Origin of the sequence: Viridibacillus sp. FSL R5-0888 (assembly GCF_038009105.1) — a bacterium.
Classification (GTDB): Bacteria; Bacillota; Bacilli; order Bacillales_A; family Planococcaceae; genus Viridibacillus; species Viridibacillus arenosi.
Map to the genome: position 1 here is coordinate 41,210 of NZ_JBBPAU010000001.1, position 26,376 is coordinate 67,585.

27 protein-coding genes and 2 rRNA genes are annotated in these 26,376 nt (G+C 37.8%); 28 read left to right on the forward strand and 1 reads right to left on the reverse strand.

Features of this window, described 5'->3' with window-relative positions; translation table 11 throughout:
• Positions 1-122: 122 nt before the first annotated feature.
• The 11 genes from MKY02_RS00185 to rsmI all read left to right on the forward strand — a co-directional run bounded on the left by MKY02_RS00185 (position 123) and on the right by rsmI (position 9,441).
• A 23S ribosomal RNA gene (locus tag MKY02_RS00185) occupies positions 123-3,052 on the forward strand.
• Positions 3,053-3,115: 63 nt separating this feature from the next.
• Positions 3,116-3,231 (forward strand): 5S ribosomal RNA (gene rrf / locus MKY02_RS00190).
• A gap of 522 nt (positions 3,232-3,753) precedes the next feature.
• Positions 3,754-4,380, forward strand: coding sequence for a dTMP kinase (gene tmk, locus MKY02_RS00195; RefSeq protein ID WP_038179219.1), 627 nt, complete (start codon positions 3,754-3,756; stop codon positions 4,378-4,380).
• A 72-nt stretch (positions 4,381-4,452) separates the two neighbouring features.
• Positions 4,453-4,782 (forward strand): cyclic-di-AMP receptor, encoded by a 330-nt coding sequence (locus MKY02_RS00200; protein ID WP_038179221.1) that lies wholly within the window; start codon positions 4,453-4,455, stop codon positions 4,780-4,782.
• A 19-nt stretch (positions 4,783-4,801) separates the two neighbouring features.
• Positions 4,802-5,239 (forward strand): YaaR family protein, encoded by a 438-nt coding sequence (locus MKY02_RS00205; RefSeq protein ID WP_038179223.1) that lies wholly within the window; start codon positions 4,802-4,804, stop codon positions 5,237-5,239.
• A 67-nt stretch (positions 5,240-5,306) separates the two neighbouring features.
• Positions 5,307-6,311 (forward strand): DNA polymerase III subunit delta', encoded by a 1,005-nt coding sequence (holB, locus tag MKY02_RS00210; protein WP_076035405.1) that lies wholly within the window; start codon positions 5,307-5,309, stop codon positions 6,309-6,311.
• Positions 6,304-7,122, forward strand: a complete 819-nt coding sequence (locus MKY02_RS00215; protein ID WP_038179225.1) for a PSP1 domain-containing protein — start codon at positions 6,304-6,306, stop codon at positions 7,120-7,122. Before holB ends, MKY02_RS00215 begins: the two co-directional genes overlap by 8 nt.
• Before the next feature lie 22 nt (positions 7,123-7,144).
• Positions 7,145-7,510, forward strand: a complete 366-nt coding sequence (gene yabA, locus MKY02_RS00220) for a DNA replication initiation control protein YabA (RefSeq protein ID WP_038179226.1) — start codon at positions 7,145-7,147, stop codon at positions 7,508-7,510.
• 65 nt (positions 7,511-7,575) lie between these two features.
• Positions 7,576-8,325, forward strand: a complete 750-nt coding sequence (locus MKY02_RS00225) for a tRNA1(Val) (adenine(37)-N6)-methyltransferase (RefSeq protein ID WP_038179227.1) — start codon at positions 7,576-7,578, stop codon at positions 8,323-8,325.
• Positions 8,309-8,572 (forward strand): GIY-YIG nuclease family protein, encoded by a 264-nt coding sequence (locus tag MKY02_RS00230; protein WP_038179228.1) that lies wholly within the window; start codon positions 8,309-8,311, stop codon positions 8,570-8,572. The genes MKY02_RS00225 and MKY02_RS00230 overlap by 17 nt, the downstream gene beginning before the upstream one ends.
• A complete protein-coding gene (rsmI, locus tag MKY02_RS00235) occupies positions 8,569-9,441 on the forward strand; it encodes a 16S rRNA (cytidine(1402)-2'-O)-methyltransferase (protein WP_038179229.1) in 873 nt (290 codons plus the stop codon). The genes MKY02_RS00230 and rsmI overlap by 4 nt, the downstream gene beginning before the upstream one ends.
• A gap of 145 nt (positions 9,442-9,586) precedes the next feature.
• On the opposite strand, the gene MKY02_RS00240 is transcribed toward rsmI, so the two are convergent.
• Complete coding sequence (locus MKY02_RS00240; protein WP_038179230.1) at positions 9,587-9,865, reverse strand: AbrB/MazE/SpoVT family DNA-binding domain-containing protein; 279 nt, start codon at positions 9,863-9,865, stop codon at positions 9,587-9,589.
• A gap of 351 nt (positions 9,866-10,216) precedes the next feature.
• Between MKY02_RS00240 and metG the strand changes: the two genes are divergently transcribed.
• From metG to dltB, 17 genes are all read left to right on the forward strand, one after another.
• Complete coding sequence (gene metG / locus MKY02_RS00245) at positions 10,217-12,184, forward strand: methionine--tRNA ligase (RefSeq protein WP_340710445.1); 1,968 nt, start codon at positions 10,217-10,219, stop codon at positions 12,182-12,184.
• Between the two features lie 341 nt (positions 12,185-12,525).
• Positions 12,526-13,296, forward strand: a complete 771-nt coding sequence (locus MKY02_RS00250; RefSeq protein ID WP_038179232.1) for a TatD family hydrolase — start codon at positions 12,526-12,528, stop codon at positions 13,294-13,296.
• A 130-nt stretch (positions 13,297-13,426) separates the two neighbouring features.
• Complete coding sequence (locus MKY02_RS00255) at positions 13,427-14,476, forward strand: 3D domain-containing protein (RefSeq protein ID WP_051448546.1); 1,050 nt, start codon at positions 13,427-13,429, stop codon at positions 14,474-14,476.
• A 179-nt stretch (positions 14,477-14,655) separates the two neighbouring features.
• The gene (rnmV, locus tag MKY02_RS00260; protein ID WP_038179234.1) at positions 14,656-15,222 is read left to right on the forward strand and encodes a ribonuclease M5; all 567 of its coding nucleotides are present in this window, start codon (positions 14,656-14,658) and stop codon (positions 15,220-15,222) included.
• The gene (gene rsmA, locus MKY02_RS00265; RefSeq protein ID WP_038179235.1) at positions 15,215-16,096 is read left to right on the forward strand and encodes a 16S rRNA (adenine(1518)-N(6)/adenine(1519)-N(6))-dimethyltransferase RsmA; all 882 of its coding nucleotides are present in this window, start codon (positions 15,215-15,217) and stop codon (positions 16,094-16,096) included. The genes rnmV and rsmA overlap by 8 nt, the downstream gene beginning before the upstream one ends.
• 157 nt (positions 16,097-16,253) lie before the next feature.
• On the forward strand, positions 16,254-16,517 hold the full coding sequence (veg, locus tag MKY02_RS00270) for a biofilm formation stimulator Veg (protein WP_038179237.1): 264 nt from the start codon (positions 16,254-16,256) through the stop codon (positions 16,515-16,517).
• 127 nt (positions 16,518-16,644) lie between these two features.
• Positions 16,645-16,827, forward strand: coding sequence for a small, acid-soluble spore protein, alpha/beta type (locus MKY02_RS00275; protein WP_340710448.1), 183 nt, complete (start codon positions 16,645-16,647; stop codon positions 16,825-16,827).
• 239 nt (positions 16,828-17,066) lie between these two features.
• The gene (gene ispE, locus MKY02_RS00280) at positions 17,067-17,933 is read left to right on the forward strand and encodes a 4-(cytidine 5'-diphospho)-2-C-methyl-D-erythritol kinase (protein ID WP_038179241.1); all 867 of its coding nucleotides are present in this window, start codon (positions 17,067-17,069) and stop codon (positions 17,931-17,933) included.
• A gap of 56 nt (positions 17,934-17,989) precedes the next feature.
• Positions 17,990-18,802: a pur operon repressor gene (purR, locus tag MKY02_RS00285; protein ID WP_038179243.1), complete on the forward strand. Its 813-nt coding sequence runs from the start codon at positions 17,990-17,992 to the stop codon at positions 18,800-18,802.
• Between the two features lie 17 nt (positions 18,803-18,819).
• A complete protein-coding gene (locus MKY02_RS00290; protein WP_038179245.1) occupies positions 18,820-19,194 on the forward strand; it encodes a RidA family protein in 375 nt (124 codons plus the stop codon).
• A 273-nt stretch (positions 19,195-19,467) separates the two neighbouring features.
• Positions 19,468-19,764, forward strand: a complete 297-nt coding sequence (gene spoVG, locus MKY02_RS00295; protein ID WP_038179247.1) for a septation regulator SpoVG — start codon at positions 19,468-19,470, stop codon at positions 19,762-19,764.
• Positions 19,765-20,236: 472 nt separating this feature from the next.
• Positions 20,237-21,607 (forward strand): bifunctional UDP-N-acetylglucosamine diphosphorylase/glucosamine-1-phosphate N-acetyltransferase GlmU, encoded by a 1,371-nt coding sequence (glmU, locus tag MKY02_RS00300; protein ID WP_076035402.1) that lies wholly within the window; start codon positions 20,237-20,239, stop codon positions 21,605-21,607.
• Between the two features lie 22 nt (positions 21,608-21,629).
• Positions 21,630-22,589, forward strand: coding sequence for a ribose-phosphate diphosphokinase (locus MKY02_RS00305; RefSeq protein ID WP_038179251.1), 960 nt, complete (start codon positions 21,630-21,632; stop codon positions 22,587-22,589).
• An 84-nt stretch (positions 22,590-22,673) separates the two neighbouring features.
• Positions 22,674-23,285, forward strand: a complete 612-nt coding sequence (locus MKY02_RS00310; RefSeq protein ID WP_038179254.1) for a 50S ribosomal protein L25/general stress protein Ctc — start codon at positions 22,674-22,676, stop codon at positions 23,283-23,285.
• A 231-nt stretch (positions 23,286-23,516) separates the two neighbouring features.
• On the forward strand, positions 23,517-23,663 hold the full coding sequence (gene dltX, locus MKY02_RS00315; RefSeq protein ID WP_076035401.1) for a teichoic acid D-Ala incorporation-associated protein DltX: 147 nt from the start codon (positions 23,517-23,519) through the stop codon (positions 23,661-23,663).
• 17 nt (positions 23,664-23,680) lie between these two features.
• The gene (gene dltA, locus MKY02_RS00320; RefSeq protein ID WP_076035400.1) at positions 23,681-25,201 is read left to right on the forward strand and encodes a D-alanine--poly(phosphoribitol) ligase subunit DltA; all 1,521 of its coding nucleotides are present in this window, start codon (positions 23,681-23,683) and stop codon (positions 25,199-25,201) included.
• On the forward strand, positions 25,198-26,367 hold the full coding sequence (gene dltB, locus MKY02_RS00325; protein ID WP_038179258.1) for a D-alanyl-lipoteichoic acid biosynthesis protein DltB: 1,170 nt from the start codon (positions 25,198-25,200) through the stop codon (positions 26,365-26,367). Before dltA ends, dltB begins: the two co-directional genes overlap by 4 nt.
• Positions 26,368-26,376: the final 9 nt, after the last annotated feature.

The window sequence follows — 26,376 nt, forward strand, 5'->3', positions numbered from 1 at the left end:
AGGCTCATTGTAAAATGATCTTCAAAACCTTGTTCTTTGAAAACTGGATAAAACGACATTGAAGCAAATTAAGTAACACATTTTTTATTATTAAGTTTTTTAGGCTTAATAACTAACTTTTAGGTTAAGTTATTAAGGGCGCATGGCGGATGCCTTGGCACTAGGAGCCGAAGAAGGACGGCACTAACACCGATATGCTTCGGGGAGCTGTAAGTGAGCTTTGATCCGGAGATTTCCGAATGGGGGAACCCACTGTTCGTAATGGAGCAGTATCTTGACGTGAATACATAGCGTCTTGATGGCAGACCCAGGGAACTGAAACATCTAAGTACCTGGAGGAAGAGAAAGAAAAATCGATTCCCTGAGTAGCGGCGAGCGAAACGGGAATAGCCCAAACCAAGAGGCTTGCCTCTTGGGGTTGTAGGACACTCTATATGGAGTTACAAAGGAATGAGTTAAACGAAGCGGTCTGGAAAGGCCCGCCAGAGCAGGTAACAGCCCTGTAGTTGAAAGTTCATTCTCTCTTGAGTGTATCCTGAGTACGGCGGAACACGTGAAATTCCGTCGGAATCTGGGAGGACCATCTCCCAAGGCTAAATACTACCTAGTGACCGATAGTGAACCAGTACCGTGAGGGAAAGGTGAAAAGCACCCCGGAAGGGGAGTGAAATAGATCCTGAAACCATGTGCCTACAAGTAGTTAGAGCCCGTTAATGGGTGATAGCGTGCCTTTTGTAGAATGAACCGGCGAGTTACGATTACATGCGAGGTTAAGTTTTAGAAGACGGAGCCGCAGCGAAAGCGAGTCTGAATAGGGCGAATGAGTATGTGGTTGTAGACCCGAAACCAGGTGATCTACCCATGTCCAGGGTGAAGGTAAGGTAACACTTACTGGAGGCCCGAACCCACGTACGTTGAAAAGTGCGGGGATGAGGTGTGGGTAGCGGAGAAATTCCAATCGAACCTGGAGATAGCTGGTTCTCTCCGAAATAGCTTTAGGGCTAGCCTCGTGATAAAGAATCCTGGAGGTAGAGCACTGTTTGAACTAGGGGTCCATCCCGGATTACCGAATTCAGACAAACTCCGAATGCCAGTGATTTATGCACGGGAGTCAGACTGCGAGTGATAAGATCCGTAGTCAAGAGGGAAACAGCCCAGACCACCAGCTAAGGTCCCAAAGTAATTGTTAAGTGGAAAAGGATGTGACGTTGCTTAGACAACCAGGATGTTGGCTCAGAAGCAGCCATCATTTAAAGAGTGCGTAATAGCTCACTGGTCGAGTGACGCTGCGCCGAAAATGTATCGGGGCTAAACAATTCACCGAAGCTGTGGATGGACATCTTAGATGTCCGTGGTAGGAGAGCGTTCTAAGTGCTGTGAAGTCAGACCGGAAGGACTGGTGGAGCGCTTAGAAGTGAGAATGCCGGTATGAGTAGCGAAAGACGGGTGAGAATCCCGTCCACCGAATGACTAAGGTTTCCTGAGGAAGGCTCGTCCGCTCAGGGTTAGTCGGGACCTAAGCCGAGGCCGATAGGCGTAGGCGATGGACAACAGGTTGATATTCCTGTACCACCTATTTACCATTTGAGCAATGGGGGGACGCAGTAGGATAGGGTAAGCATGCTGTTGGTTATGCATGTTCAAGCAGTGAGGCGTGAAATGAGGCAAATCCCATTTCTATAACGTTGAGCTGTGATGACGAGGACGTATGTCCGGAGTTCCTGATTTCACACTGCCAAGAAAAGCCTCTAGCGAGGTAAAAGGTGCCCGTACCGCAAACCGACACAGGTAGTCGAGGAGAGAATCCTAAGGTGTGCGAGAGAACTCTCGTTAAGGAACTCGGCAAAATGACCCCGTAACTTCGGGAGAAGGGGTGCTCTAGTAGGGTGAAAGCCCGAGAGAGCCGCAGTGAATAGGCCCAGGCGACTGTTTAGCAAAAACACAGGTCTCTGCAAAACCGTAAGGTGACGTATAGGGGCTGACGCCTGCCCGGTGCTGGAAGGTTAAGAGGAGTGCTTAGCGCAAGCGAAGGTGCGAATTGAAGCCCCAGTAAACGGCGGCCGTAACTATAACGGTCCTAAGGTAGCGAAATTCCTTGTCGGGTAAGTTCCGACCCGCACGAAAGGCGTAACGATCTGGGCACTGTCTCAACGAGAGACTCGGTGAAATTATAGTACCTGTGAAGATGCAGGTTACCCGCGACAGGACGGAAAGACCCCGTGGAGCTTTACTGTAGCCTGATATTGAATTTTGATACATCTTGTACAGGATAGGTAGGAGCCAGAGATTCCGGAGCGCCAGCTTCGGAGGAGGCGTTGGTGGGATACTACCCTAGATGTATTGAACTTCTAACCCATGCCCCTTAGCGGGGTAGGAGACAGTGTCAGGCGGGCAGTTTGACTGGGGCGGTCGCCTCCTAAAGAGTAACGGAGGCGCCCAAAGGTTCCCTCAGAATGGTTGGAAATCATTCGTAGAGTGTAAAGGCATAAGGGAGCTTGACTGCGAGACCTACAAGTCGAGCAGGGTCGAAAGACGGGCTTAGTGATCCGGTGGTTCCGCATGGAAGGGCCATCGCTCAACGGATAAAAGCTACCCCGGGGATAACAGGCTTATCTCCCCCAAGAGTCCACATCGACGGGGAGGTTTGGCACCTCGATGTCGGCTCATCGCATCCTGGGGCTGTAGTCGGTCCCAAGGGTTGGGCTGTTCGCCCATTAAAGCGGTACGCGAGCTGGGTTCAGAACGTCGTGAGACAGTTCGGTCCCTATCCGTCGTGGGCGTAGGAAATTTGAGAGGAGCTGTCCTTAGTACGAGAGGACCGGGATGGACACACCGCTGGTGTACCAGTTGTTCTGCCAAGGGCATCGCTGGGTAGCTATGTGTGGACGGGATAAGTGCTGAAAGCATCTAAGCATGAAGCCCCCCTCAAGATGAGATTTCCCATTACGCAAGTAAGTAAGATCCCTCAAAGACGATGAGGTAGATAGGTTCGAGGTGGAAGTGTGGCGACATACGGAGCTGACGAATACTAATAGATCGAGGACTTAACCAAATTTTACTTAACGAACTTCAATGTAATTTATCCAGTTTTGAGAGAACAAGTTCTCTAATATAGTCTAGTGATGATGGCAAAGAGGTCACACCCGTTCCCATGCCGAACACGGAAGTTAAGCTCTTTAGCGCCGATGGTAGTTGGGGGTTTCCCCCTGTGAGAGTAGGACGTTGCTAGGCACATCAAAGCACAGCTGATTTAATCAGTTGTGCTTTTTTATTGATTTTGAAAATAAAATACATCAAATATATAAAAGCCTAAGTGATCTTAGACGTTTATGGTTAAAATGAGCTTTTCTGTAGTTGTTTTCTCTGTTTATCCAATCGATTAACTTTTGTTTAATTCAATTGGTTGATTTAATACTTTATATATATGTATATATGGTTATTAGAATATTTTAATCATTAAATAACCCGCTGGCTGCATTATGGATTAATCGATTGATATTAATTCTAGTATCAAGTAAGAGATTTTCATCTCCTCAAATTGAGTAGTAATTTATAAGTATTTTAAAATACAGGATATCAATTATTGTAAAAGGTAGTAGGGTTAAATAATTTGAAATAGGGTAATTAAAAACTATTTAGTATGCAATTGGACTTTTTGATTAATGAAATTAAGCATGAGTGACGGGTTTTAAGAATAGATATTGTATAATAGAGTAAATCGAAACTAATCCGTTATCGGAGGAACATATAATAATGAAGAAAAATTTATTTATAACATTTGAAGGACCAGAGGGAGCAGGGAAAACTACTGTATTGAAAATGGTTGTTGAAAGGCTACAAAGGGAGGGGAAAGAGTTCGTTGCAACACGTGAACCAGGGGGCAACGAAATAGCTGAAAAGATTCGCGATATCATATTAAACCCTGCCCATACAGCAATGGATGCACGGACGGAGGCTCTATTATATGCAGCTGCTCGCAGCCAGCATTTTGCGGAAAAGGTAGAACCAGCTTTAGCTTTAGGTATCCCGGTCTTATGTGACCGCTTTATTGATTCATCATTAGCTTATCAGGGACATGCCAGAGGTCTTGGAATGGAAGGGGTTCGTTCTATCAATGAGTTTGCTATTGGGGATAGAATGCCTGATTTAACGATATTATTTGATTTAGAGCCAGAGGCGGGACTTGCACGAATTAATGCGCATAGTGACCGTGAAATTAACCGTTTAGATGTAGAGAGCCTAGCTTTCCATACAAAGGTTTGTGAAGCCTATAAATTATTAGCAGATCAAAATCCAGAACGTTTTCGTATAGTAGATGCAAGTAAAAGTTTAGATGAAGTAGTTGAGAATGTTTGGGAAATTTTGAAAAATGAATTATAAAGAAAATGAAGAAATTAGCTTGTTTGTGTTATAATTATTTAAAGAACCTATTTAATTAAGGGGTGAGTGCCGATGAAATTAGTTGTAGCAGTTGTACAAGATCAGGATAGTAACCGTCTTTCAAACGCTTTGACGAAAAATGAGTTTCGTGCAACAAAATTGGCAAGTACTGGAGGATTCCTACGCTCAGGAAATACAACATTCCTTATAGGTACTGAAGATTCATTGGTTCCAAAAGCTTTAGATATCATTCGTGATAATTGTCGTGCTCGTGAACAAATGGTAGCACCAATATCACCGATGGGTGGGAATGCAGATTCGTATATTCCATATCCTGTAGAAGTTGAGGTTGGGGGAGCTACCGTTTTCGTATTACCGATTGAACAGTTCCACCATTTCTAATAATGGAGGCGACTGGTAATTGAAAATTAATCAAGACTTACGAACTGGCTTAGATCAATCACGTCAGCCGCTACAAAATCATCAACCCGTAACGCGTTTTGGTGACGTAGTAGTGAAGCAGGGGCAGCGATTGCAAACAGAGCAACTAACAAGACTATTAGGTGATATTTCAACAGCTGGCGATCGCATTGCCAAATCTCGTAATTTACGTGACTTAGCTAAATTTAAAATGCTTGTAAAACGCTTCTTAAAAGAGGCAGTTGATTACGGTATGGAGCTTAAACAATCGCATACATGGAATCGTTTTGGTGAAGGTCGACGATTGAAGGTTGTATCAACAATTGATGAAAAGCTTATCGAATTGACAGAGGACATTTTAAATCAGGAGAAAGACTCCGTTGAATTATTAAGTAAAATAGGCGAAATTAAAGGGTTGTTAATCAACTTATATACGTAAATAAACCCCGTGCCTTTCGGAACCCCGGAGCACGGGATTTTTTCAAACAATGAAAAGGTGATGAATGATGGTGCAGACAGCTGAAGAGCTACTAAAATTACAACCCGTAGTGATGAAGCAGCTCCAAACAATTTTCGATAAAAAAAGACTTGGTCATGCTTACATATTTGAAGGTGGAAAAGGCTCTGGAACTGAAGCTATAATGCATTTCTTTGTGCAATTAATGTTTTGTGAGGAACCTCGAAAAAATGTTCCATGTGAAACATGTCGAAATTGTCAGCGTATAAAATCAGGAAATCACCCAAATTTCCACCAAATATACCCTGATGGTCAATTTATTAAAGTAGCAGCCATCGAGGCCTTGTTACATGAAATGAATAAGACAGGCTTAGAAGCAGGGCGAAAAGTATATGTCGTTCATGAAGCCGACCGTCTGAATCCGCAATCTGCCAATAAATTATTGAAATTTCTCGAAGAGCCTGAAGGTATTGTGACGGCAATCTTCATTACAGATAATATAAATGCTATGTTGTCGACTATTCGTTCACGTTGCCAACATATAAAGTTTCAAGGAATATCAAAAGACGCTATGATTAAAGAGCTTGTAGCAGAGGGAATTACGGTTTCAATGGCTGCTACGGTTAGCATGGTGACAAGCGATTTAGAGGAAGCTTTTTCTCTATCAAAAGATGATGAGTTTGCGCAGGCCCGAAAAACAGTGTTAAAATTGGTTGAGGCAACCTTTACTAATGTGCATGAATCTATGTTATCAGTACATGAAGATTGGCTGCCACTATTTAAAGAGAAAGAGCAAATGGAGTTGGCATTAGATTTACTGCTATTTGCATTTCGTGACATTGTTGCGATTAAAGCAAATCCCGAAGCAGTGTGTACGTATCCAGATTGGTTATCGTATTGGAAGAAAGTTGCATTGCAGACGACATATGCTCGTTTATCGACGCAGTTACAAGCGATATTACAAGCTCGTCAGCAATTACAGCGCAACATGAACCGAACGCTGATGATGGAGCAGCTTATGCTGAATCTGCAGGAGGGAAAATCCTTTGTATAATGTAGTTGGTGTCCGCTTTAAAAAAGCGGGTAAAATATATTATTTTGATCCTGGAGAATTTTTATTAAGTAAGGGTCAATATGTAATTGTCGAAACTGCGCGTGGCATTGAGTATGGCAAAGTTGTTGTTCCAATGAAACAAGTAGGCGAAAGTGATGTTGTACTACCGTTAAAGCAAGTTGTACGTCCAGCCGATGAAAGCGATCGATTCCAGGTTGACGAAAATGCTATAGAATCTAAACGTGCTTTTGAATCAGCAACAGAAAAAATTTCAGAACATGAACTAGAAATGAAATTAGTTGATGTTGAATATACATTTGACCGTAATAAAATTATTTTTTATTTTACTGCGGAGGGTCGAGTAGATTTCAGAGAGTTAGTAAAAGACTTAGCTGCTATTTTCCGCACACGAATCGAACTTCGCCAAATTGGAGTGAGAGATGAGGCGAAGATGCTTGGTGGTATAGGTCCATGTGGAAGAATGTTATGTTGTTCTACATTTTTAGGTGATTTTGAGCCAGTTTCTATAAAAATGGCGAAAGATCAAAACTTATCGCTTAACCCTTCTAAAATTTCAGGGTTATGTGGACGTTTAATGTGTTGCTTGAAATATGAAAACGACGAGTATGAAGAAGCAAGGGAGCAAATGCCTGATATTGGTGCTGTAATTACAACACCAGATGGTAGTGGAAAAGTAGTAGGTATGAATATATTAGAGCGCGTACTACAAGTAGAGCTTTCTGAGCAACAACGTATTTTGGATTATACATTGGAAGAAATTTTACAACACGAAAAAAGTTCTGTCCAATAGTGGAAATAATGAGGTGGCTTGAGTGGAGGACCGTAATTTCTTAGATACTGTTATGGAGTTCGAACAACAGCTAGAATCGATGCAAAAACAATTTGAGGCACTGAAGAAATTCGTTGCACTCATGATGGAAGAGCATCAAACACTCCAAATGGAGAATCGTCATCTTCGCACTCGTCTAGAGGAAGTACTCTCTTCTAAACCTGAGGGGAAGGTTATCAAAGACGTTACAGCGAAAAAAGTAGAAATCATTGATGTCGGTGAGGGTTATGATAACTTGGCACGTCTTTATCATGAAGGATACCATGTATGTCATGTCCATTTCGGAGGATCACGTAAGGGCGAGGATTGTTTATTCTGCCTATCATTTTTAAATAAACAAAACGGCTAAACAAAGACTGATTCCATTTTCTCAAAAAGTGGAGGTCAGTCTTTTGCTATGTTGGAGGTAATTATATGGAACAGTGGTTGAAAGAAGATGAGAGGCTCGATTATCTTTTAGCAGAAGAGTTACGCATTATTCAGAGTCCGTCGGTGTTTTCGTTTTCTCTTGATGCAGTATTACTTGCAAAGTTTGTAAATGTACCTTATCAAAGGGGAAAGCTTGTTGATTTATGCGCTGGTAATGGAGCTATTCCGTTGTTCTTGAGTGCTCGAACAAAAGGGCATATTACTGGAGTAGAATTGCAAAATCGTCTTGTTGATATGGCTCAGAGAAGTGTTCATTATAATAAATTAGAACAACAAATTGAGATTATGCAAGGTGATGTGAAGACAATTGCATCTGTACTTGGCGCGGAAAAGTATGATGTCGTGACATGTAATCCACCGTATTTCCCTGCGCATGAAGCGAGTGATAAAAACTTGAAGGAGCATGTCGCGATTGCTAGACATGAAATCCACTTAACATTAGATCAAATGATTTTTTCTGCAAGTAAATTGTTAAAGCAAGGTGGAAAGGCAGCGTTTGTTCATCGTCCGAGTCGTCTACTTGATATTATAACGGCAATGCGTGCAAATCGATTGGAGCCAAAACGTATTCGCTTTGTTTATCCTAAAGCTGGTAAAGAAGCGAATACATTGTTAATAGAAGGAATTAAAGATGGCAAGCCAGATTTAAAGATTTTGCCCCCACTTTATGTATATGGAGAAGATGGTGAATATACAGATGAAGTGAGAGAGATGCTATATGGAAAAGAACAATAAGCATCTCATGTATGTACTAGAATGTGGTGATGGAACTTACTATACAGGTTACACAAATGATTTAGAACATCGACTCGGCGTGCATAACCAAGGAAAAGGTGCCAAGTATACAAGAGCACGTTTACCTGTACGTTGCATTTATTTTGAAGAATATGAGACAAAGCAAGAGGCGATGCGAGCTGAATACGCATTTAAACAATTAACACGTAAACAGAAGATCAATCATATAAGGAGCGAAGAATTGTGAAATCACAAAAAAGTACCATGCATGAAAATAAGAGTTGCTTATACTTAGTCGCTACACCTATTGGTAATTTAGAGGACATGACTATGCGAGCTATTCGTATTCTAAAAGAAGCTGATGTCATCGCAGCAGAAGATACGCGTAATACTAAAAAACTTTGTAACTACTTTGAAATTGATACACCACTTGTTAGTTACCACGATCATAACAAAGAGTATGGTGGTGAAAAGCTTCTTAATTATTTACGTGAAGGTAAAACAGTAGCATTAGTAAGTGATGCAGGACTACCATGTATTTCAGATCCAGGTGCAGATATTGCTGCAAAGGCAATTGAAGAAGACTTTGCGGTAGTGCCGATTCCAGGTGCTAACGCGGCTATCACCGCTTTAATAGCATCGGGCTTAATCCCTCAACCATTTTTCTTCTATGGATTTTTAAGTCGTCAAAAGAAGGAGCGTAAAGAAGCTTTAGAAAAATTAAGTAAGAGACCAGAGACGATTCTATTTTATGAAGCTCCACACCGTTTGAAAGATACATTAAAGGATATGCAAACAATTCTTGGTAATCGTCAGATTGTTTTAGCACGCGAATTGACGAAGAAATTTGAAGAGTTTTTAAGAGGCACAGTTGATGAAGCATTAGAGTGGGCAATTGAGAGTGAAATTCGAGGAGAATTTTGTATTGTTTTAGAAGGTAATGTAAATGCTGATGAAGAAGAGGAAGCAGCTTGGTGGGATGAGTTGACTGTTGTCGATCACATAAATAAGTTAATAGAAGAACAGCAACTATCTTCTAAAGATGCTATTAAAGAAGTGGCAAAAGTAAGAGGTCTTGCAAAGCGAGATGTGTACCAAGCCTATCATGTGGAATAATAAGGTCTGTAAATAAAAAAAACATCCGAAATTGCGAATATTTCGGATGTTTTCTATATATGAAATCACATTTGAAAAACAAGATAGGTAATAATCTATTTGTTATTGTATAACTTGTTACTCGAATATAATTAAATCCTCTAAATTATTTAGTTAATTTAGATTGGATTTCTTTTACAAGGATTTCAGCGCCTTCAGGGCTTAGGATTAAGCTACCACCAGCAAGACGGAAGTTATCATCAGACACTTCGCCTGTTACAGCGCAAGTCATATTAGGTAAGTATTTTTTTAAGATGATTTTATCATCATCAACGTAGATTTCAAGAGCGTCTTTTTCAGCAATGCCTAGAGTACGGCGAAGTTCGATAGGAATAACCACGCGACCTAATTCATCAACTTTGCGGACGATACCAGTAGATTTCATGACAAGAATTCCTCCTATATTATTATGATTTTTCGTCAAAATTCGACATATATTCTGTGTCTGTTGACTATCATACCAACTAATGCCATAAACGTCAATTATTTTTGTTTGAAAAATGATATTTTATTTCAAAAATATTCCGTTCTTTAAGTAGAATTTACATACGAATTTGATTAATTTCCTCGAAAATGCTTAAAATGCATGAGTTTTTTGCTATATTTAAGTATCTCGAATTCGAAAAGTAATATTCGACATTTTTCGTCAAAAAGCCATTTAATAAACTTTGATTGAAAGGTTTTTCGTACTTGGTTAGAATAGAAAGTATACTGTAGAACACTGGAGGAAGTTTTCGTGGACAATCAAAAGAAAACATTCTATATAACAACACCTATTTATTACCCTAGTGGTAAATTTCATATTGGAACTGCATATACAACTGTAGCTTCTGATACGATTGCACGCTATAAACGTTTGAGAGGATATGACGTACGTTTCCAAACGGGTATGGACGAGCATGGTCAAAAAATTCAAGAAAAAGCAGCTGAGGCTGGCAAAGAACCACAGCAATATGTGAATGAAATTGCTGAATCAGCAAAAGCTGTTTGGAAGTTAATGGACATCTCTTATGATGATTTTATCCAGACAACTAAAAAACGTCATACAGACGCTGTCGAAAAGATTTTCCAAAAATTCTTAGACAACGGTGATATTTACAAAGGGGAATATGAAGGTTGGTATTGTACACCGTGTGAATCATTCTTTACTGAGTCACAATTGGACAATGGTAACTGTCCTGATTGCGGTCGCCCTGTTCATAAGGTAAAAGAAGAATCTTACTTCTTTAATATGAAGAAATACGCTGATCGCCTTTTGAAATATTACGAAGATAATGCTGAATTTATCGAACCAGAGTCTCGTAAAAATGAAATGATCAATAACTTTATCAAACCTGGTTTAGAAGACCTATCTGTTTCGCGTACATCTTTTGACTGGGGAATTAAAGTTCCTGGAGATCCAAAGCATGTTATTTATGTTTGGGTAGATGCCTTAACAAATTATATTACAACGTTAGGCTATTTATCTGATGAGGATACATTATTTAAGAAATACTGGCCAGCAGATGTACATGTAGTTGGTAAGGATATAGTACGTTTCCATACAATTTATTGGCCAATCTTCTTAATGGCTCTAGATTTACCATTACCTAAAAAAGTATTTGCACACGGTTTTATTATGATGAAAGATGGTAAAATGTCTAAATCTAAAGGTAATGTTGTATATCCTGAGATGTTAGTTGAGCGTTATGGATTAGATGCAACACGTTACTTCTTATTACGTGAGTTACCATTTGGATCGGATGGGGTATTCTCACCAGAATCATTTGTCGAACGTACAAACTTTGATCTTGCAAACGACCTTGGTAATTTATTAAACCGTACCATTTCTATGATGAACAAGTATTTCGATGGACATATACCGACTGAAGGTTTAGAACCAACAGAATTTGATGCAGCACTAATCGCACAAGCTACGGATACAAAAATGAAATATGAAGAAAACATGGAAAAAATGCAATTTAGTGTAGTTCTTTCAGACGTATGGGCATTGGTTTCACGAACAAACAAATATATTGATGAAACAGCACCGTGGGTTTTAGCTAAAGATGAAGCGTTAAAAGGTCAATTAGCAACAGTAATGGCTAATTTAGCAGAAAGCTTACGACAAATTGCTGTTATGATTCAACCATTTATGACAATTGCACCAAAACAGATTATGGAACAGCTTGGATTAGGGGAAGAATTATTGGCTTGGGATACGCTAGATACATTTGGTGCAATACCATCTGGTAAAAAAGTCATTGAAAAAGGTGTGCCAATTTTCCCTCGTCTAGATAATGAGGTAGAAGTTGGCTATATTCGCGAACAAATGCAAGGTTCAGTTAAGCCTACTGAGGAGCCTAAAAAAGATGCATTAGCTAAAAAAGAAGAAGATGTTCCTGAAATTTCTTTTGAAGATTTCATGAAAGTGGATCTTCGTGTTGCAACCGTCATTGCATGCGATAAAATGCCAAAAGCTGATAAATTATTAAAATTACAATTAGAGCTAGGATATGAGCAACGCCAAGTTGTATCAGGTATTGCTGAGTATTATAAACCAGAAGAATTAATTGGTCGTAAAGTAATTGTTGTTGCTAACTTAAAACCAGTAAAACTTCGTGGCGAACTTTCTCAAGGTATGGTTTTGGCAGGAAGTAAAGATGGTGTTTTAACTTTAGCGACTGTCGATGAAAAACTAGAAAACGGCGCAAAAGTAAAATAAATATATAATAACAACTATAGAATCATTGTTGATGATGGGAGAAGTTTAGAATTCCTCAAAAATCGCGTTTTTTCTTAAGTTTGTATAAAAAAACCAAGAGCCTACTACATGACATAGTAGGCTCTTGGTTCTATTTATGGATATGATATTTTTTTGCTGAATTGTATTTTGTGAATGTGACCTTAGTATAAAAATATCATATTTTGTTTTTTTGCACCTATAAATATCCCTTTATATGGTTGTGAAATAATTAGAGGGGTCTTTGTAATTAAAATGTAATATGAATGACAACTCTGAAATCTGTTCTTTGTCTAAAATAAATTACTGTGAGGAGAATGACGATGTTTATCGATACACACGTGCATTTAAATGCTGACCAATACGAAGAGGATTTGCAAGAAGTGATCCAACGCGCATTAGACGCTGATGTAAAAGAAATGGTTGTCGTAGGTTTCGACAGACCAACAATTGAAAAAGCGATGAAATTGATTGATGAATATCCATTTTTGTATGCAGCAATAGGTTGGCATCCCGTCGATGCAATTGACTGCACAGAAGCGGATTTACAATGGATTGAGGAATTAGCAGCTCATCCAAAGGTAGTAGCAATCGGTGAAACAGGACTTGATTATTATTGGGATAAATCTCCAAAAGAAATCCAACAGGAATTATTGCGTAAACAAATTCGGTTGGCACAAAAGTTAGATTTACCAATTGTCATTCATAATCGTGATGCAACAGAAGATTGTGTACGGATTTTGAAAGAAGAACATGCGGAAATTACTGGTGGAGTTATGCACTGTTATAGCGGTAGCGTAGAGATTGCAAAAGAGTGCATCAACATGAACTTCATGATCAGCCTAGGTGGCCCTGTTACGTTTAAAAATGCAAAAAAACCAAAAGAAGTTGCAACAGAAATTCCGCTTGAGTATTTGATGATTGAAACAGATGCTCCTTACTTGGCACCTCATCCACATCGAGGTAAAAGAAATGAGCCATCTTTAGTACCGTTAGTTGCGGAAGAAATAGCGCGCCTAAAGGAAATATCGGTAGATGAAGTAGCATCGGCAACAACTGCCAATGCCCACCGTTTTTATAAAATTACGAAATAAAATGCAAGGTCGCCTCCCTTACTTCGGATAGGAAAACTTGCCTGGTTGTCAAAATTAGGTAAAAACCTTAGGTGTTGACAGCTAAAAAGAAGGTCTATATAATCCAACGAGTGATAAGGAGGCGTTTTTCATGACAAAAAATTCCATGAAAAACCTGTTTTCAAGATCATTGAGGAATAAGCAAGCAGTGATGATGGTATTATCAATCGCACTAGTAATTGCTTTCGTAGCTTCGAATTTATTCGAAAGTACAAACACAGCCGTGGTAAACGGTGATTATCAAGAAGTTACAGCACAAAACAATATTGTTGGAGTTAAAACATCTGACAATGATAAAATACAAACCTCAGTGAATACGAATTTTAAAAATAATAATACAAATTCGTATGAACAGGCATTAAATTTAACCATCCAAGGTGATGGTAGCAACAAGATAGCAGGATCCACTTCGACTACGGTCGCTGACTTTTTAAAGCAACCAATAGTTGAGTCAGGCGAGATAGAACGCGCTCAACCAGACACTAAGGCGCTAGCTAAAACACCTAACACAACGGCTTTTGATGATGTTCGAGTACAAAAAGTCACCGATGTGGTGGAAGGCTCTAAAGGCTCCACAACTGACGTTAGCAACAAGAAAATTACACAAGTTAGCAAAGCCAAAACCTATAAAACTAAAGGTCGTCTTAATTTACGAAAAGGTGCAAGCACAAAATATAAAGTGCTTCTGACAATTCCAAAAGGTAAAAAAGTGACGTACAAAGGTAAAAAGGGCTCTTGGTATAAGGTGAAATATAAAAGTAAAACGGGTTATGTTTCATCAAAATATTTAACATCAATTAAAAAAGTTTCAAAATCTAAGACACCATCTCGTTCAGATGAGCCGTCTAGTGGTCGAACTATGTATGTAACAGCTACAGCTTACACTGCTTTTTGTAATGGTTGTTCGGGTAAAACAGCTACTGGTATCGACTTACGAAAGAATCCAAATTTAAAAGTAATTGCGGTTGATCCAAGGGTTATTAAATTAGGTTCTAAAGTTTGGGTAGAAGATTATGGTTATGCGGTTGCTGGGGATACTGGCGGCGCGATTAAAGGAAACAAAATCGATGTCTTTATTTCAAATAAGCAATCTGTTTATAATTGGGGACGCAAAAGAGTTAAAATAAAAGTATTAAACTAATACATCTCGTTTAACATATAGATATGAAAAGCTTTCCTTACAGTTGTAAGGAAAGCTTTTTTTATAGGGAGCAGTCATACTGATTGAAAACGAGCCTTCTTGCTTAAGCTACTGTACAATATAAGTAATATAGCAGTAAAATGGTCAAAGGACATTTTAGAAAAGAGGATAAAGTATCCGTGGAAATAAAAGAATTTATTGTGGTAGAAGGAAAAGACGATACAACAGCAATTAAACGAGCTGTTCATGCAGATACAATCGAAACGAACGGTTCTGCTATTTCAGAGGAAGTTCTACGACGAATTCAACATGCCCAAGTAAAACGAGGTGTCATTGTCTTTACGGATCCAGATTACCCAGGGAGACGTATTCGAGCTATTATTGAAGAAAGAGTGCCAGATGTAAAACATGCGTTTTTACCGAAAAAGAAAACAATTGCTAAAAACGGTAAAAGTCTTGGTATAGAACATGCAAAAGATGAAGATATCCGTTATGCCCTCTCAAACGTATATACACCTAGAGTGGCATCAGAGGATGTGCAGATTATCACATTAGATGATTTAATCGTAGCTCAGCTACTATCACATCCTAATGCGAAAGTACGTAGAGAACGTTTAGGTGAGTTATTAAATATAGGTTCAACAAACGGTAAACAATTGCACAAGCGATTACAAATGTTTCAAATAACTTTAGAGCAATTCGGTGAAGCGATTGCACAGATAAATCAGGAGGAACAAAATGCATAAAGATATTGCAACACCTTTACGCACGCAAGAGATTTTAAAGAAATATGGTTTTTCATTCAAAAAAAGTTTAGGGCAAAATTTTTTAATTGACCCTAATATTCTTCGTAACATAGTAAGTTATGCCGATTTAACAGAAGATAGTGTGGCGATTGAGGTTGGTCCAGGTATAGGTGCCTTAACGGAGCATTTAGCTCGCTCTGCAGGGCAAGTTGTATCATTTGAGATCGATCAACGTTTATTACCTGTTCTAGAAGACACATTAAGCCCATATGATAATGTAAAAGTTGTTCATTCGGATATTTTAAAAGCGAATGTAGCTGAGGAGTTAAGTTCGGAATTTGCGAAGTATAAAGACATCATGGTAGTTGCAAATTTACCTTATTATGTAACGACTCCTATTTTACTAAAATTATTAATGGAGAAATTACCTATACGCGGTATGGTAGTAATGATGCAAAAAGAAGTAGCAGATCGTATTTCTGCCAAACCTGGTACAAAAGCTTATGGCTCACTTTCAATAGCTATCCAATATTACATGAAGGCTGAAGTAGTGATGACTGTACCAAAAACTGTCTTCATGCCACAGCCAAATGTAGATTCAGCCGTTATTCGGCTAACTCGACATGCAGAGCCACCAGTGCATGTAATTGACGAAGAATTCTTATTTGAAGTATCAAGAAGTTCCTTTGCACAACGTCGTAAAACAATTTTAAATAACTTACAATCTCAGTTGCCAAGAGGTAAAGAAAAGAAAGAACAAATTCTAGCGGCACTAGCTGAATGTGGTATTGACCCAACGCGCCGAGGCGAAACTTTATCTATTATTGAGTTTGGTCAATTGGCAGATGCACTTTATCCTACCTTCCGTCAATAAACGTTTCTGTTACATTCTTAGCACACTCGTAAAAAAAATATAGATTTTCGAATAAAAAACAATTGACATCACTATGATGGATTGATAAAATAATTTATTTAACTTGACGAATTAAATGTCCTCGTGTATAATGGTTTATAGTGAGGTGTAAGCGAAAATGCCAAAAACTTTAGCCGACATTAAGAAGTCGTTAGATTGTCATTTGGGTAGACGTTTGCAATTAAAAGCAAACGGTGGTCGCAAGAAAACGGTTGAGCGCGCTGGAATATTACGTGAAACATATCGCGCAGTATTTGTAGTTGATCTTGATCAAGATGAAAACGCTTTTGAGCGAGTTTCTTACAGCTACACAGATATTTTAACAGAAGCAGTAGAGATTACATTTGACGATGACATCAAAGAATTGGTCATTGCCAAGTAAGTGCATTTATAATCGAATATTTTTTTCGGACACTTGTAACGTATTCTTTGCGTAAGAATATTTTATGAGTGTTTTTGTTTTTTTTTGAACATACTATAACTGTCAGTCATCTAAGGAGGAATTTCGAATGGCTAGAAAACGTATCATGTCGGATCGTTTGAAAGAAGAAATCGCAAAAGACCTTGGATTTTACGATGTAGTAGAGCGAGAAGGATGGGGCGGGATCAAATCACGAGATGCCGGTAATATGGTCAAAAGAGCAATCGAAATGGCACAACAGCAATTAGCTGATGAAGCAAAATCAAAGTAGATTGATGATTGTCCAAAATTGATGCACTGACAATTGGCTGCCTCACAGCTTGAGCTTTCAACTGTGAGGTAGCTTTTCGTTTTTAAAATAAAGAATTAACAGGTATAAAAATCTCACAAACGGTGAGGTTGAAGTTTATTTACAAAGGTCTTCCTGTGGTAGAATAATAATCAGTGAAAAAAGCACGAATAATAGAATCACTTTTTTGTATAAAAACCTGCTAGGAAGGGGGCAGCGTTATGCTTTACGTAAAAGCACCTGCCAAGATTAATTTAACACTAGATGTACTTTACAAACGTCCCGATGGTTATCATGAAGTAGAGATGATTATGACAACGGTTGATCTCGCTGATAGAGTCGGCCTTAGAAGTAGAAAAGATGGGCTTATTAAAATTCATTCGACAGATCGCTTTGTACCTGATGATCAAAGGAACCTAGCTTATCAAGCAGCTAAGTTATTAAAAGATACATACAACATAGATAAAGGTGTATCTATTACTATTGATAAACATATTCCAGTAGCAGCTGGACTAGCTGGAGGTAGTAGCGATGCTGCCGCAACTTTGAAAGGTTTAAATACATTATGGAATTTAAACCTAACTATGGATGAAATCGCAGAATTAGGAGCTAAAATTGGCTCCGACGTATCTTTTTGTGTTTACGGTGGCACTGCACTTGCAACAGGCCGAGGAGAGCGCATACAGGCAATTTCTGCGCCCCCAAGTTGCTGGGTAGTATTAGCTAAGCCGACGATTGGTGTCTCAACAGCGGCTGTTTATGGTGGTTTAAACATGGATGAGGTTGTCCATCCGAATACACATCAGATGATTCAAGCCATTGAAGAGGATGATTATGAATTACTTTGTGATACTGTCGGGAATGTACTAGAAACGGTTACATTAAAATTACATCCAGAAGTAGCAGTGATTAAAGAACAAATGAAACGTTTTGGAGCGGATGCCGTATTAATGAGTGGTAGCGGTCCAACGGTGTTTGGCCTCGTACAGAATGAGGCCCGTGTAAGTCGTATTTATAATGGATTAAGAGGCTTTTGTGATGAAGTATATGCAATTCGTATGCTTGGAGATCGCGATTCCCTTGATTAAATACGTATAATTGTGGTATTTTTTGTATAAATCATTCGTGTTCAGGAGAGGATTTCATGAAATGGAAGCGTAGCGAACGTCTTGTAGACATGACGCATTATTTATTGGAGCATCCACAGCAGTTGATCCCTCTTACATTTTTCGCAGAATTGTATCAATCGGCCAAATCTTCTATTAGTGAGGATTTATCGATTGTTAAAGATACATTTGAGGAAAGAGGGATTGGTCTTCTTGTGACTGTTCCAGGAGCTGCTGGGGGAGTAAAATATATTCCTAAAATGCCAGAAGAGGCTGTTAAAGAAGTTATGCAAGAGCTCTTAAAAGAGTTAAGTCATTCAGATCGACTATTGCCAGGTGGATACTTATTTATGACAGATTTACTCGGTAATCCCGAATTAATGAACCGCGTAGGAAAAGTATTTGCCTCGGCATTTTGCGATAAAGAAATTGATGTTATTATGACAGTAGCAACAAAAGGTATTTCAATTGCCCACGCTATTGCGAGACATTTGAATGTACCTGTAGTTGTAGTACGTCGTGATAACAAAGTAACAGAAGGCTCCACTGTAAGTATTAACTATGTATCTGGATCATCGCGTCGTATTCAAACGATGGTGCTATCAAAGCGTAGCATGCAAAGTGGCCAACGTGTACTTATTACCGACGACTTTATGAAAGTTGGCGGTACAATGAATGGCATGAAAAACTTGCTAGAGGAATTCGACTGTACACTAGCTGGTATTGCTGTGTTAGTAGAGGCTGAACATCTAGACGAGCGCTTAGTAGATGATTATTATTCACTTGTAAAATTAAAAGAAGTGAATGAAAAGGATCGTACAATTGCTTTAAGTGAGGGAAACTATTTTTAGAAGGGTGGAAATGAAAGATGGAAGTAGTAGCAACAAAAAATGCGCCAGCAGCAATTGGCCCATACGTACAAGGTATGATTTTAAATAATGTTTTTTATAGCTCAGGTCAAATTCCTTTAACACCAGCCGGAGAGTTTGTAGATGGCGACATCACTGAACAAACAAACCAAGTTTTTGAGAATCTAAAAGCAGTTCTTAAAGAAGCAGGCACTTCTTTAGAAAAAGTAGTTAAAACAACAGTGTTTATAGCGGATATGAATGACTTCGCAGCAATGAATGAAGTATATGCGGCGCAATTTGGTGAGCATAAACCTGCTCGTACAACTGTAGAAGTTGCACGTTTGCCAAAAGATGCAAAAGTAGAAATTGAAGTCATAGCAGTAATCGGCTAAGTAGAGAGTAGCTTTAAGAAAAGATGAAATATGAAAAGACTATCAATAAGCTTAAGCTTATTAGATAGTCTTTTTTGTATATAATCATTTTATTTGTAAAAACTGGATAGGATAAATAAGTAATTTAAAGACAATTAGTGACTAATACATAATAGGATTGTAAACATTCGAAATTTTTAAAAAATAAATAAGGAAAAAGAAGGAATCTATAAATTTACATAGAATAAAGTAGATAGAGTCATTTTGGCATCTTAGATGAGAGGTGGTGAGAGAATGGAAGTTACAGATGTAAGATTACGTCGTGTACAAACTGATGGACGTATGCGTGCCATTGCTTCCATCACACTTGACAACGAATTTGTAGTTCATGATATTCGCGTCATTGATGGTAACGCAGGGCTATTCGTAGCAATGCCTAGTAAGCGCACTCCAGACGGAGAATTTCGTGACATTGCACATCCGATTAATTCTGGAACTCGTACGAAAATTCAAGAAGCTGTACTTAAAGCTTATGAAGAGTCGAGTGATGAAGAAGCGACGGTTTATGAAGAACATCAGGAAATTCAATAATCCGCAAATTTAGAGCCCATTCATATAGAATGGGCTCTTTTTCGTGTATATTAAATTTTTTACGTTTGCTAGTTTAGTAAATAGAGAAATAGGAGTCTACAAACTACTTAGATAAGAAATAATTAATAGATTTTTATGCTGATAATACAATTATATAAAAATTTGTATTAAATCTTCGCATGTGAATATTCTTTATAGACTTAAAATCTATTTATTTATTAGTCATATATATAGTGTTAAAGAAACTAAATTAGAGGGATATTTGAATATTGCTATTTATTTATATGGGATAAACGCTTTAAAAGTAAGTTTTATTTTAAAAGTATAGTTACTGGAATTTTTTTATAAAAAAACAAAAGATTTTAATAATAAATTGTTTGTCATAGTTTTGTCAAGTGGGGAAGCCTTGAAAATTAACTAAATTTGCTTTATAGTCAAAAGAGAAAATCAGCTAAAATGGAGGACTTGCGAAATGACGAATGTTTATGCCGTTATACTGGCTGCTGGCCAAGGTACGCGTATGAAGTCCAAATTATATAAAGTTCTTCATCCGGTTTGTGGAAAACCAATGGTTGAGCATGTAGTTGATCATATTCAAACATTAGATGTTGAACGTATAGTAACGATCGTAGGTTATGGTGCTGAAAAGGTAAAGGAACAACTTGGTGAAAAAAGTGAGTATGTATTACAAGCGGAACAGCTTGGTACTGCACATGCCGTTCAACAGGTGGAACCGATCCTTGGAGATTTAGAAGGCACAACGATTGTAATTTGTGGGGATACACCTTTAATTCGCCCCGAAACAATGAAAGCGTTGTTCGAGCATCATGAATCTAATCATGCCAAAGCAACAATTTTAACTGCTATTGCTGAAGACCCTACTGGCTATGGTCGAATTCTTCGCTCTACAGATCAACAGGTTGCTCAAATTGTTGAACAAAAAGATGCAACTCCTGAACAACGACAAGTAAAAGAAATCAACACTGGCACATATTGCTTTGATAATAAAGCGTTATTTGCTGCGTTGAAACTTGTAAAAAATGATAATGCCCAAGGTGAATACTATTTACCGGATGTCATTGAAATTTTACAAAAACAAGGTGAAGTAGTTGCGGCATATGTAACTGAAAACTTTGCTGAAACGCTTGGTGTTAACGACCGCTTTGCTTTATCTCAAGCTGAAGAAACAATGCGTGCTAGAATTAACGAACAACATATGCGCAATGGGGTGACGATTATTAACCCTAGTAACACATATATAAGCGTTGATGCACAAATTGGTCGTGATACAGTCATCCAACCAGGTGTTATCATAGAAGGTGCTTCTAGCATTGGAGAAGATTGCATCATTGGTCCTAATAGTCATATTCAAAATAGCCGAATTGGAAATCGTACGACTGTCCATTCTTCTGTAGTACGTGAAAGCGTCATCGGTGAGGATACAGCTGTTGGTCCATTTGCACATATCCGACCAGATTCTGATTTGGGCGATCGTGTGAAGATTGGAAACTTCGTTGAAGTGAAGAAAACAAAAATAGACAATGGTAGTAAAGTGTCTCATTTATCGTACTTAGGAGACGCTGAAGTAGGTACTGAAGTCAATATAGGTTGCGGTACAATTACCGTCAATTATGATGGGAAAAACAAGTTTAAAACAGTGATTGAAGATAATGCTTTTGTGGGTTGTAACTCTAATTTAGTTGCACCCGTAACGGTAGGAAAAGGCTCATATGTAGCAGCTGGTTCGACAATTACAAAAGATATACCCGCTGACGCACTAGCAATTGCACGTTCTAGACAAGAAAATAAAGATAATTATGTTACCAAACTAAAATTAAAATAATTAAAATTACCAGGAGGCCATCATGCCGTATCAATATGCCAACTCAAAGTTAAAAATCTTTTCATTAAACTCGAATATACCTTTAGCTGAAGAAATTGCTAAAGAAGTAGGTGTCGAGCTAGGAAAATGCTCCGTTAAACATTTCAGTGATGGAGAAATTCAAATTAATATTGAGGAAAGTATTCGTGGTTGTGACGTATTTATCGTACAGTCTACTTCAGCTCCAGTAAACGAAAACTTAATGGAATTACTTATTATGGTAGATGCCGTGAAACGTGCTTCAGCGCGCACAGTAAACGTAGTATTACCTTACTATGGTTATGCTCGCCAAGATCGTAAAGCGCGTGCACGTGAACCGATTACGGCTAAATTAGTGGCTAACTTACTAGAAACTGCAGGAGCTACTCGTGCAATCGTTCTTGACTTGCATGCTCCACAAATTCAAGGCTTCTTCGACATCTTAATGGATCACTTAATCGGTGTACCGCTATTATCTGATCATTTCAAAGCAAAAGGTTTCAAATCAGAAGATGTTGTTATCGTATCACCAGACCATGGTGGTGTAACACGTGCTCGTAAAATGGCGGATCGCTTAAAAGCTCCAATAGCTATAATTGACAAACGTCGTCCACGTCCAAACGTTGCAGAAGTTATGAATATTGTTGGTAGTGTTGATGGTAAAGTAGCAATCTTAATCGATGATATTATTGATACGGCAGGTACAATTACAATCGGTGCTGACGCATTAGTTAAAGCAGGTGCTAAAGAAGTTTACGCTTGCTGTACACACCCTGTATTATCAGGTCCAGCTATTGAGCGCATTGATAACTCTGTTATTAAAGAATTAGTGATTACAAACTCTATTCAATTACCGGATGAGAAAAAATCACCTAAAATTAAACAACTATCTGTTGCAACTCTATTAGCTGATGCAATTGTAAGAATCTATGAGAACAAATCAGTAAGTACTTTATTTGATTAATAATGGTAAATGTTTGAATTCCTAGCTAACAGGGTACATATATTAATGTGACTATGTTAACTAGGAAGGGAGACATGTATCTATATGAGTACTGTAGTTCATGCAAAAAAGCGTAAGGTTGAAAATCATTCTGCACTAACTGAACTTCGACAAAGAGGTTTTGTACCAGCTGTGGTATATGGTTATAAAACAGAGGCAACTCCAATTACGATTAATGCAAGAGAGTATGAAAAAGCATTACGTTTAGATGGTAAAAATTCCATAGTAACATTAGAAATTGATGGTGAAAAATTAAACGCCGTATTAAATGAAGCTCAAAAATGTGCATTGAAGGGGACATTAGTTCACTTAGATTTTTTAGCAGTTAATATGTCAGATGCTTTAGAAGTGAGTGTACCAGTAAATCTTACTGGCGATTCATTAGGGGCAAAAGAGGGCGGCATTCTCCAACAGCCTAATCGTGAAGTAACAATTAAAGTTAAACCATCAGATATTCCTGAATCAATAGAGGTTGATATTTCAACGTTAGAGATTGGTGACACTTTAGCTGTTGGTGATATTCGTAGCACGTCAACATTCGAAATTCTAGATACGGATGACTTTCTTCTTGTTACGGTATCTGCGCCTACAGTTGAAACTGAATCAACAGAAGTTGATGAAAAAGCAACTTCTGAAGAGATTATCGGTGCAAGATAAAATAAATTTCAAAAAAAGGCTTACCATCTATAAATAAGGATGGTAAGCCTATTTCTTTACCCTAACTACTATTTATTTGAAAAAATGTAGTCTTTAGGTCTTCATGTTGTTGAAGGTAGGAACAACTTTTACTTCATTACGTCTAATGTAATGGTATTGACATGATATTGTAATAATAGATGAAATGGTGTATCGTAAATGATTAAATTGTAGAAATGTGAGGTAAATAGGATGGAGAAAGTAAGAAAGCTTTGGAATCATACTGTAACGTATGTGAGTATGCGGACGATTTATTACTTGGCGATTCTCATTTTACTCGTTCTCTTATATGGTTTTCAGGATATGAATGCCGGTCCATTCATATATACAGAATTTTAAAGTTAGGAGGGTTACCATTGAATATACTTTCGGCTATTCAAAATATAGCCTTAAATAATGAAGATTCTATTGCATTTCAAAATGGAGATGCGACATTAAGTTATGGAGATTTATGGAAACAGTCAGAATCATTAGCCGCGTATTTAACCACTTTAAATCTCCCGAAGAAAGCACCTATTATAGTATACGGTCATATGGCACCCATGATGGTTAGCTCCTTTTTAGGAGTCGTAAAATCAGGTCACCCATATATTCCAGTGGATGTATCAATTCCAAAAGAACGCATTCAAAAAATTATTAATTGCTCAGGTGCAGCATTTCTCATCGAAACAGAGAATCTAGAAAGAGATTCACTTCAGGAGTCATCAATTTCTTATATGTCTGAAGATCAATTAGCAAATATAGTTGCTAAACACTCCAATGGAACATCAACATCTACTTGGGTGAAAGAAAATGATAATTTTTATATTATTTATACATCTGGTAGTACAGGAAATCCTAAAGGTGTTCAAATTTCAGCTCAAAATTTAGAGAGCTTTGTTAATTGGATGCATGAAGATTTCCCGATAACAGAGGGCAAGGTATTTTTAAATCAAGCACCATTTTCATTTGATTTGTCAGTAATGGACCTTTACCCTGCACTAACGACGGGTGCTACATTATTCGCAATTACAAAAGAGATGATAGCAAATCCTAAGGTTTTGTTTGGGCAATTAGCACAGTCAAAAACAAATGTTTGGACATCCACTCCATCATTCGTACAAATGTGTTTAATGAATCCTGAATTTAATAGTGGGATGCTACCGTCGTTAAATACGTTCCTATTTTGCGGAGAAGTATTGCCGACAGAAGTTGCAAACAAGTTATTGAAATTGTTCCCGAACGCACGCATTTTCAATACATATGGACCAACAGAGGCAACTGTAGCTGTTTCAGCAATAGAAGTAACCGCTGAATTATTAGATGATCATATTTCTTTACCAATAGGTTATATAAAAGGTGATACTCAAATGCTTATTATAGATGAGGATGATCAAATTTTACCTGATGGTGAAAAAGGTGAAATGATTATTGTTGGACCAAGTGTTAGTAAGGGATATTTAGGAGAAGAAACATTAACTGAAAAAGTCTTTTTTGAATATAAAGGGCAACAAGCGTATCGTACAGGTGATGTCGGATATCAGAAAAAAGGCTTACATTTCTATAGTGGTCGTGCAGATTTCCAAGTCAAGGTTCATGGCTATAGAATGGAAATCGAAGAAATAGAAAACCATTTATTACAATGCCAGTATGTAGATTCATGTGTAGTTGTACCGATTTATAAAAATGAGGCTATTGATTTTTTAGCAGCATATATCGTGCCTAAAGAACACGCTTTTGAAAAAGAATATCAATTATCAAGCGCTATAAAAAAGGAACTAGCAAAAGGTTTGCCAGCATATATGATTCCAAGAAAATTTAATTACTGTGATCAGTTACCTATGACATCCAATGGTAAAATAAATAGAAAACAATTAGTAGCTGAGGTTATGGTATGATTCCATATGGCTCGTTTATATTTTTCTTTTTAATTGGCATTTTACTTTTACCTACTATTATTCTTGGATTGTTAGGTAAATCATCAAAAATTTATAATATGCTTGTATCTATTGTTATATTGGCCGTCATCTTCGGGAATTCGAAAACCGGTGCAATATCTATTATTTTGTTTACGATTTTTCAAATTGTTTTAATTAAAGGTTATCATCATTACAGAAAAGAACGTAATAATACAGTTGTATTTTGTACGATGGTTGTATTATCAATATTGCCATTAGTGCTTGTGAAAGTACTACCGTTACTCGGTTTGAATCATGTATTTGGATTCCTTGGTGTTTCTTATATTACATTTAAGTCCGTACAGATAGTTATTGAAACACGTGACGGCTTGATGAAGAAGCAGACACTACCAGTTGGTGAACTTATTTACTTCCTACTATTTTTCCCGACTGTCTCATCTGGTCCAATTGATCGTTGGAGAAGGTTTGAGAAGGATGTTAATAAGACTTTTTCAAAAGAGGAGTATAAAGAACTTTTATATTTAGGCATTAATAGTATTTTCCGAGGGTTCTTATACAAATTTATTTTAGCATTTTTAATTTACAACAAAATTCTTGTGTATTTACCAGATCACGCAACTTATATTCATTCACCATTTTGGTCTAACGTAGCATATATGTATGTTTACAGCCTTTATCTATTTTTTGACTTTGCAGGTTATAGTGCCTTTGCTATAGGGGTCAGCTACTTAATGGGAGTTAAAACACCAGAAAACTTCAACATGCCATTCATTAGTAAAAATATTAAAGACTTTTGGAATCGTTGGCATATGAGTCTATCATTCTGGTTTAGAGACTATGTATATATGCGATTTGTATTTTGGATGACAAAGAAAAAGTGGATTAAAAATCGCTATACGGTTTCTAATATTGGTTATTTTCTATTATTCTTCATCATGGGTGTTTGGCATGGGTTAGAATGGCATTTTGTTATTTATGGCTTGTATCATGCAGCACTTATTGTGGGATATGATTTCTTCGATCGGTGGAATCGAAAACATAAACTATGGCCAAAAAATAAATGGACACATGTTGTATCTGTGTTTATAACATTTAACTTTATTTGCTTTGGATTTTATATTTTCTCTGGACAACTATTTAAATAATAAGGAGTT

Bases quoted from the DNA above. Each gene is read 5' to 3' on its own strand.
- tmk (WP_038179219.1), top strand. From the start codon at position 3,754: ATGAAGAAAAATTTATTTATAACATTTGAAGGACCAGAGGGAGCAGGG.
- MKY02_RS00200 (WP_038179221.1), top strand. From the start codon at position 4,453: ATGAAATTAGTTGTAGCAGTTGTACAAGATCAGGATAGTAACCGTCTT.
- holB (WP_076035405.1), top strand. From the start codon at position 5,307: ATGGTGCAGACAGCTGAAGAGCTACTAAAATTACAACCCGTAGTGATG.
- MKY02_RS00225 (WP_038179227.1), top strand. From the start codon at position 7,576: ATGGAACAGTGGTTGAAAGAAGATGAGAGGCTCGATTATCTTTTAGCA.
- MKY02_RS00230 (WP_038179228.1), top strand. From the start codon at position 8,309: ATGGAAAAGAACAATAAGCATCTCATGTATGTACTAGAATGTGGTGAT.
- MKY02_RS00240 (WP_038179230.1), bottom strand. From the start codon at position 9,865: ATGAAATCTACTGGTATCGTCCGCAAAGTTGATGAATTAGGTCGCGTG.
- MKY02_RS00250 (WP_038179232.1), top strand. From the start codon at position 12,526: ATGTTTATCGATACACACGTGCATTTAAATGCTGACCAATACGAAGAG.
- MKY02_RS00255 (WP_051448546.1), top strand. From the start codon at position 13,427: ATGACAAAAAATTCCATGAAAAACCTGTTTTCAAGATCATTGAGGAAT.
- rsmA (WP_038179235.1), top strand. From the start codon at position 15,215: ATGCATAAAGATATTGCAACACCTTTACGCACGCAAGAGATTTTAAAG.
- veg (WP_038179237.1), top strand. From the start codon at position 16,254: ATGCCAAAAACTTTAGCCGACATTAAGAAGTCGTTAGATTGTCATTTG.
- MKY02_RS00275 (WP_340710448.1), top strand. From the start codon at position 16,645: ATGGCTAGAAAACGTATCATGTCGGATCGTTTGAAAGAAGAAATCGCA.
- ispE (WP_038179241.1), top strand. From the start codon at position 17,067: ATGCTTTACGTAAAAGCACCTGCCAAGATTAATTTAACACTAGATGTA.
- purR (WP_038179243.1), top strand. From the start codon at position 17,990: ATGAAATGGAAGCGTAGCGAACGTCTTGTAGACATGACGCATTATTTA.
- MKY02_RS00290 (WP_038179245.1), top strand. From the start codon at position 18,820: ATGGAAGTAGTAGCAACAAAAAATGCGCCAGCAGCAATTGGCCCATAC.
- spoVG (WP_038179247.1), top strand. From the start codon at position 19,468: ATGGAAGTTACAGATGTAAGATTACGTCGTGTACAAACTGATGGACGT.
- glmU (WP_076035402.1), top strand. From the start codon at position 20,237: ATGACGAATGTTTATGCCGTTATACTGGCTGCTGGCCAAGGTACGCGT.
- MKY02_RS00305 (WP_038179251.1), top strand. From the start codon at position 21,630: ATGCCGTATCAATATGCCAACTCAAAGTTAAAAATCTTTTCATTAAAC.
- MKY02_RS00310 (WP_038179254.1), top strand. From the start codon at position 22,674: ATGAGTACTGTAGTTCATGCAAAAAAGCGTAAGGTTGAAAATCATTCT.
- dltX (WP_076035401.1), top strand. From the start codon at position 23,517: ATGGAGAAAGTAAGAAAGCTTTGGAATCATACTGTAACGTATGTGAGT.
- dltB (WP_038179258.1), top strand. From the start codon at position 25,198: ATGATTCCATATGGCTCGTTTATATTTTTCTTTTTAATTGGCATTTTA.